This is a genomic window from Microcystis sp. LE19-84.1B, from assembly GCF_027531875.1.
Taxonomy (GTDB): domain Bacteria; phylum Cyanobacteriota; class Cyanobacteriia; order Cyanobacteriales; family Microcystaceae; genus Microcystis; species Microcystis panniformis.
On record NZ_JAPZSR010000189.1, the window covers coordinates 1 to 5,651 of the forward strand.

Annotated in this window: 7 protein-coding genes and 1 pseudogene; all 8 read right to left on the reverse strand. The window is 43.2% G+C overall.

The window, feature by feature from the left end; genetic code table 11:
• Nucleotides 1–391: 391 nt before the first annotated feature.
• Nucleotides 392–628: a ribbon-helix-helix protein, CopG family gene (locus tag O9324_RS11210; protein ID WP_004267034.1), complete on the reverse strand. Its 237-nt coding sequence runs from the start codon at nucleotides 626–628 to the stop codon at nucleotides 392–394.
• A 32-nt stretch (nucleotides 629–660) separates the two neighbouring features.
• On the reverse strand, nucleotides 661–852 hold the full coding sequence (locus tag O9324_RS11215; protein ID WP_288140222.1) for a hypothetical protein: 192 nt from the start codon (nucleotides 850–852) through the stop codon (nucleotides 661–663).
• Nucleotides 853–1,023: 171 nt separating this feature from the next.
• Nucleotides 1,024–1,956: pseudogene (locus tag O9324_RS11220) on the reverse strand (formylglycine-generating enzyme family protein); the annotation flags it as partial.
• 66 nt (nucleotides 1,957–2,022) lie between these two features.
• Nucleotides 2,023–2,478 (reverse strand): NUDIX hydrolase, encoded by a 456-nt coding sequence (locus O9324_RS11225; protein ID WP_288140223.1) that lies wholly within the window; start codon nucleotides 2,476–2,478, stop codon nucleotides 2,023–2,025.
• Nucleotides 2,479–2,563: 85 nt separating this feature from the next.
• Nucleotides 2,564–3,952, reverse strand: coding sequence for an argininosuccinate lyase (gene argH, locus O9324_RS11230; RefSeq protein ID WP_002735516.1), 1,389 nt, complete (start codon nucleotides 3,950–3,952; stop codon nucleotides 2,564–2,566).
• Between the two features lie 169 nt (nucleotides 3,953–4,121).
• Nucleotides 4,122–4,325 (reverse strand): hypothetical protein, encoded by a 204-nt coding sequence (locus tag O9324_RS11235; protein WP_287627653.1) that lies wholly within the window; start codon nucleotides 4,323–4,325, stop codon nucleotides 4,122–4,124.
• A gap of 106 nt (nucleotides 4,326–4,431) precedes the next feature.
• Nucleotides 4,432–5,043, reverse strand: a complete 612-nt coding sequence (locus O9324_RS11240; RefSeq protein WP_288140224.1) for a class II aldolase/adducin family protein — start codon at nucleotides 5,041–5,043, stop codon at nucleotides 4,432–4,434.
• Nucleotides 5,040–5,375, reverse strand: coding sequence for a hypothetical protein (locus O9324_RS11245; RefSeq protein WP_288140225.1), 336 nt, complete (start codon nucleotides 5,373–5,375; stop codon nucleotides 5,040–5,042). The genes O9324_RS11240 and O9324_RS11245 overlap by 4 nt, the downstream gene beginning before the upstream one ends.
• Nucleotides 5,376–5,651 lie beyond the last annotated feature (276 nt).

The following is a 5,651-nucleotide window of genomic DNA, read 5'->3' on the forward strand; positions in this document are numbered from 1 at the left end:
TTTGAGAGAATCGTCGTTCAAAACCTTGCGTCTTCATCGGCCCGTGTCCTGTAGGGGCGAAGCATTCGGGCAATAACCTATCGGTGAAACCGTAGATTTTCTATCCGAATGCTTCGCCCGTACTTTTTCAGCAGACCCTATTTAGGGTCTGCTGAAAAAGTTTTTCCTGGGGGCTGAGTGTGGGGTTTTACCTAATTTTTAAATCCGTTGAGTAACCCACAGAAAACGGGTTTCTCGGAGAAACCCGTTTTCTACTCATACAAAAGGCAAAAGGGGGAATAAATAATCAGTTTTTAATAACCAGATTTAGTATGATTTTTGATCTGCCCTGGAGTGTTGCTATCACCTTTGACAAAATCACTAATCGTACAAGTATCGAGTAAAACCAGCACTAAATCACCTCATCTTCTCTAGGTGGGGAAAGTTCCTCTCTATAAGCTTCAAAAACAATACCATCACTTACCCCTTGAAAATTAAGGATAGTTGACGACCATTGCGACTGTTCTTTTGTGGTAATTAAAAGCTGTATTGCTTCTCGGATCAAAGCATTCTGGGATTTGCCTGTAGAGCGAGATAAAGCCTGTAGTTGCTGACTTAATTCATCTTCCAGATAAAGGTTGAAGTTCATAACTTAAATTAAGCAGGTATCAATTAACTTTATTATAACAGGATAAATTCTTTCTTTTCTGGGCTGAGATATTTATCAGCATTTACTATGCTAATAGCAAACTGATCAGCTTTTTGAGCAACTTTACTGCCCATAATATTACACCACCTTCCCAACTGATAACCGATAACTCTTGAGTAACCCACAGAAAACGGGTTTCTCGGAGAAACCCGTTTTCTACTCATGCACTCATGCAAAAAGGGGAATAAATAATCAGTTTTTAATAACTGGATTTAGGATAAAATTTAACATTAACGCCATTTTCTCAAAAAAATCGACCCGCCTTTAGGCGGGAAAGAAAAGAAAAGAGAAAAAATAGGGAATGAGGGTAAAAAGGGAAAAAAAGAGGAAAAGGGTTACAAAGTTCTCCCAGCACCGCACACCACCCGAAAACCGTAGTCGCCGCTGTAGTCGCGGCGGTAGTCGTCGTAGCGGGAAGCGGAACGGCAGTTAAATGGATCGATGTACCAAGAACCGCCCCGCAGAGAAGAATGATTATCATACCCATTTTCTGTCCAGACACTGCCATCCCTCGGCGCACCGTCATAGTTATCGTGCCAGGTATCGGCGCACCATTCCCAGACATTGCCGTGCATATCGTACAGTCCGAAGGCATTGGGGGAAAATTGTCCCACAGGAGTCGTTTCTTCTCGATATTCTCCTTTGGGTTCATCGGCGTAGGTTTCGCTGGCATTGTAGTTGGCCAATTTCCCCGTAATGGTTTCCCCAAAGTAAAATGGGGTGGTGGTTCCAGCACGACAAGCGTATTCCCATTCCGCTTCACTCGGTAGTCGGTATTCCCGAACCGTTAGTTTCGATAATCTCGCACAGAATTCGATCGCCTCGTACCATTTGACTTGTTCCACGGGTCTATCCCAGCGCGTGGGCGATCCCCCCCTAGCCCCCCCTTCAAAAGGGGGGGAATCGGAAGCCCCCCTTTTTAAGGGGGGTTTGGGGGGATCTTTAAAGTAGGAAGGATCAGGATCAAGGTCTTTTTCTACTTTTAAATCCGTGCGAGAGGCAACTGCTTTCCACTGGGCCTGGGTGATAGGATATTTACCCATGAAAAAGGGGGGGACAGTTACTTGATGTTGAGGACGTTCATCATCAAAACTATCTTTCTCATTTGCTGGTGAACCCATCGTGAAAGTTCCCCCCAGTATGGCAACCATTTCTAAGGTGATGCCGTTGCCCAAATCTTGGGTGAAATATGAGGCTTCAGCCTTTTCTCGTTCGACTTCCTGACCTTTGGCATTTACTTTTACCACATCAAATGTCATTGTGTTGATTTCCCCCAAATATTATCTCACTTGCTTTTAACCAAACTTTCTAACTTCACTATCTTTCCCTCGACATCAAGCCACTACATTGGCACCCCTGAGATAATCTTCTAGTTGGCGATCGTTATCGTGACTGAGATTACCTAGAGGTAAAGTTTCGATGCTAAAAGCTCTCACCTCACTAACTTCTAATGTATCTTTGATCTGAAAATTCCCCGCAACCGTCACTTCAATTAAAACTGAAATGGAGTGAATGCGTGGATCACGCTCAAAAGAGGAATAAACCCCGACTAAACGCCCTAAACTGATTAAATTTAATCCCGTTTCCTCTTTTAATTCCCTTTGGGCAGTATTAAAAATATCTTCCCCCCAATCGATCATTCCCCCCGGTAGGGCCCATTTGCCGGTGTCTCTGCGTCGGATTAAAACAATTGTACCATCAGCAAGCAGCGGAATTATTGTCACCCCAGTTACAGGATGACGAAAGATAATTCCCATCACACTTTTAATAAAATGCCAAACACGATCCATAGGAATTAGGAGATAGGGAGATAGGGAGATAGGGAGATAGGGAAATTTTAACTAATACCCCAAAACCCCAAAACCGCCAACAATATCAATCATGATCGAGAATGGCTTTAGCTTGAATTAAAGCCGATCGCACTTGTTCAAAACCTGTGCCACCATAGCTATTACGGGCCGCCACTACCTGACGAGGAGCGATCGCGTCGTAGATATCGGCCTCAAAAGCCGGATGTAATTCTTGCCATTCCGTCAGGGTTAAATCTTTCAATAACTTACCGGCTGCCAAACTGCTTTTAACCACTTTCCCGACTAAATTATAAGCTTCTCGGAAGGGAATCCCCTTACTGGCTAAATAATCCGCCACATCCGTCGCATTAGAAAAATCTTCCGCCACCGCGTTAGCTAATCGGTCGGTTTTAAATTGAATCCCGGTGGCTAAAAGTACCGTCATCGCTTGTAAACAAATCCGCACGGTTTTAACGCCATCAAATAACGCTTCCTTGTCCTCCTGCAAGTCTTTGTTATAGGCTAGGGGTAAACCCTTCATTAAGGTCAATAACGCCTGTAAATGCCCAAAAACCCGCCCTGTTTTGCCGCGCACCAATTCGGGAACGTCGGGATTTTTTTTCTGGGGCATAATGCTAGATCCCGTGGCACAACTATCGGTGAGAGTGATAAAACTAAATTCTTGGGAAGACCAGAGAATCATTTCTTCGCTCAAACGGCTCAGGTGGACCATAATCAGACTAGCGGCCGTCATAAATTCAATAGCAAAATCTCGATCGCTAACTCCATCGAGACTATTGTTATACACCTGCTCAAAATCGAGTAAATTGGCGCTGTAATGACGATCAATAGGAAAAGTCGTCCCCGCTAAAGCACCACATCCTAGGGGCGAAATATTAGTCCTGGCGCGAATTTGCCCTAATCTTTGGTGATCCCGTTCGGCCATTTGAAAATAAGCGAGGAGATGATGGGCTAAACTAATCGGTTGAGCGCGCTGTAGGTGGGTGTAACCGGGGATCAGGGTTTCCAGATGGTTTTCAGCGTGATTGACTAAAGCTTGCTGAAAATTGCGAATTTCTTGCCTAATATCATCGATTTGTTGTCTAAGATACAGACGAATATCCGTTCCTACCTGATCGTTTCGCGAACGGGCCGTGTGCAGTTTTTTGCCCACATCTCCCACAATCTCGGTTAAACGACGTTCCACGGCAAAATGCACGTCCTCTTGATCGATGCCGGGGTTAAAGTTGCCGGTGCGGTATTCTTGACGAATTTGTTCCAATCCAGAGACGAGACTATCTGCTTCTTCGGGGCTGATAATACCCGTATAAGCGAGCATTTTAGCGTGAGCGATCGATCCGGTGAGATCATACTCGATTAATTCGATATCAAAGCCAATACTGGCGTTAAATTCTACGATCGTAGGATGGAGACTACCTTCAAAGCGATCGCTCCAAGTTTTCTTTGCTGTCACTGTTTTCGTTAGATGATTGTGTATAAAGTTAACCAAAATATGCTGGACAATTTTGGGGAATAATCCAGTGCTGATAGCATTACCGCTTCAGGTTAGAAAAATCTCCAACCCTACAAACATAAGAATAGCAAGAATTGCTCGCTCTGGCTGAAGGCTGATAGGCGAAAAGCTAATAAGAAGTAAAACCTCGAAAAATATAACCGACAATCAAACCGATTAATAGGGCCCATGCTTGCCCGGTTTTGACGAAATTTGAGAAGGCTTTCTGGACATTGCCGATGATATCCACGTCTTGATCCGAGATAGTCATCAAGACATTGGTAAGGGGGGAAAAGTCGATCGAAACGGATAGATGATGGAAGATGTCGATCACGATAGCATTCCTCAAAAACGAAAATCTACAAAACAAGTTAACATAAAAACGACTAAATCAAAACCACTTTTGTCTCCCTAGGGGTGAGTTGGAGGGGAGGTCACTTTCAAGATGATTGAGATTGCTGGTAATAGGATAATAATAAATTGCCCGCTTTTTCTAAATCTTGCCCAAAGGCGATAATTCCTTCTTCATGACCACTCATCACTAAAATTTGTTGCTCCTCTAGACGCTCTTCTTGACATAAACGGATAATTTCTGCGGCCATTTCTGGGGTTCCATAGGCGATATTTTCTTGGGTGGTCGGCACTCGATACATCAAATTTTGCCACAGGGGGCGATGATGAATATGAATCACCCCATTAATCTGGGGATTCGCTTCATAAATCGCTGCATGGGTGAGAGTTTCTGAAGAAGCGGCGATTGTTCCCCGACAAGTGACCCGATTTTCTTCCCAATTGTAGTCTATAACTGTGGTGTAATGGGATTCATTTAATACTGGAATTCCCCCGGTGTTAGTGCCAGAAATAATAATTTCTTTGTCTATTTTCCCTCGTTGACTCACATTCCCAAAACCGATTCCGTTATCGTATTGACCGATTAATCCCAGTCGATAGAGGCGATTGCGCCAATAATTTAATTCTGCAATCTCTGAGCTTATTAAGGGACGGTCAAAAATCCAAGTACAATTGTATTTAATGTAGCCTTCATCAATCATAGATTTTTCTGAAAATATTCGGGATAATTTTGACAAACTTTCTGCACAAATTCCTGGAGAGGATAGGAAATATTGGCGATATAATTATCTTTAATTACTTGGGAGAATAGGGGTAAAACTTCCGTATCTAAGGCGGGGTTAAATAAGTTTATCGGTAGGATTAAATCGGAACCTTCCCGCACATCAATGGTCTCAAAATTATCGGCTACAATTAACCAAAGAGGACGCACCCAAAGAGCCGAACGACTTTCGATCACCTGAATTACTTCTCCGTATAAAGTTCGATTTTTGCAGAATAAACTAACAATTTGATGGGGAGTGAATGTGTTCATAGACAATTCTAGTTTTCCTCGATCAGCTAAGACGCATTTTAATCGCTTATTCTTAGATTAGCCGAATCTTCCCCCAATCTCTTTACTCTTGCCAGAGCCAACAGTAAAGAGTATCTCATCTCCACAAGCAATTTAAACCCACATTCCGCACCCTAAAGTGTCACATTGAAAATTTTATCCAAATCGTCAAAACGATTGCTGGCTCTGAATTACAGGCTAATTTGTTTGTCTAGCAGATGCACAATTAGCCCTAAAAATCTGATAGCTCTGATACCA

Coding starts and splice junctions, on each gene's coding strand:
- O9324_RS11210 (WP_004267034.1), bottom strand. CDS start 628: ATGAACTTCAACCTTTATCTGGAAGATGAATTAAGTCAGCAACTACAG.
- O9324_RS11215 (WP_288140222.1), bottom strand. CDS start 852: ATGAGTAGAAAACGGGTTTCTCCGAGAAACCCGTTTTCTGTGGGTTAC.
- O9324_RS11225 (WP_288140223.1), bottom strand. CDS start 2,478: ATGGATCGTGTTTGGCATTTTATTAAAAGTGTGATGGGAATTATCTTT.
- O9324_RS11240 (WP_288140224.1), bottom strand. CDS start 5,043: ATGATTGATGAAGGCTACATTAAATACAATTGTACTTGGATTTTTGAC.
- O9324_RS11245 (WP_288140225.1), bottom strand. CDS start 5,375: ATGAACACATTCACTCCCCATCAAATTGTTAGTTTATTCTGCAAAAAT.